Here is a 936-nt window from a genome sequence, read left to right as displayed (position 1 = left end):
ATCACGGCTACAGATGGCGCCGTGGGCGCGGGTGACCGGCTGGCGATCCTCGCCAGCGAGATCGCTGTGGAGGGTCTGGCCTATGGTCTGGGCTCTGCGGTGCTGAGCGCCTCGGAGGGTCTGACGAGCAGCGGGCTTCTGGAGAGCGGCGGGGCGCTTGAGCTGTCGGCGGTGGATCTTTTGCAGCTGGCAGGTGGAGTGACGGCGGCCGGGGCGCTGGATCTGGACGCGGTACGGCTTGAGGTTCTGGCAGGGGCGGAGCTGTTGTCGGGCAGCCTGTCGGCACGGGCAGATGACCTAGCGCTGGATGGTCTGATGGCAGTGCAGAACACGGCGGATATTGTTTCCACGGATGTCCTGCGCCTGTCGGAGACGCTGTATTCGGGTGGGGATCTGTCTCTGTCCGGGGAACGGATTGAGAGCGCGGCATCGGCGGTGACGGTTGCGGGCGTGGATTTTTCGGATCTCACGGCCCCGCTGGGCGTGGCGAACCTTACGCTGAGCGCAGCGAGCGCCGATCTGGGCGGGGAGATGCTGACAGGCGGAACGGCCATGGTGCAGGTGACGGATTTGTTGACGGTGCCTGGGGCGCTTGAGGCGGTCGGAGGCGATCTGGTTCTGAGCGCGGGCACTCTGGAGAGCGGGGCACAGAGCCGTCTGATTGCGGCGGGCATCGGCCAGCTCGACATCTTGGGTGATGCGGCGATTGGCGGGGCGGTGTTTGCTGGCGGGGATCTGTCTCTGCAGGCGGGCGGGCTGGCCCTGATCACGGCTACAGATGGCGCCGTGGGCGCGGGTGACCGGCTGGCGATCCTCGCCAGCGAGATCGCTGTGGAGGGTCTGGCCTATGGTCTGGGCTCTGCGGTGCTGAGCGCCTCGGAGGGTCTGACGAGCAGCGGGCTTCTGGAGAGCGGCGGGGCGCTTGAGCTGTCGGCG

General features: G+C 67.6%; 1 protein-coding gene. It reads left to right on the top strand.

Annotated features, from left to right (window positions below; translation table 11 throughout):
• On the top strand, nt 1-936 hold a 936-nt coding region (locus FEV53_RS21145), incomplete at both ends, for a hypothetical protein (protein WP_221931702.1).

The sequence above is a fragment of the Palleronia caenipelagi genome (assembly GCF_007004065.1).
GTDB classification, from domain to species: domain Bacteria; phylum Pseudomonadota; class Alphaproteobacteria; order Rhodobacterales; family Rhodobacteraceae; genus Palleronia; species Palleronia caenipelagi.
Note: the sequence above shows the minus strand (reverse complement) of the source record. Positions and strands in the feature narration are given on the sequence as shown.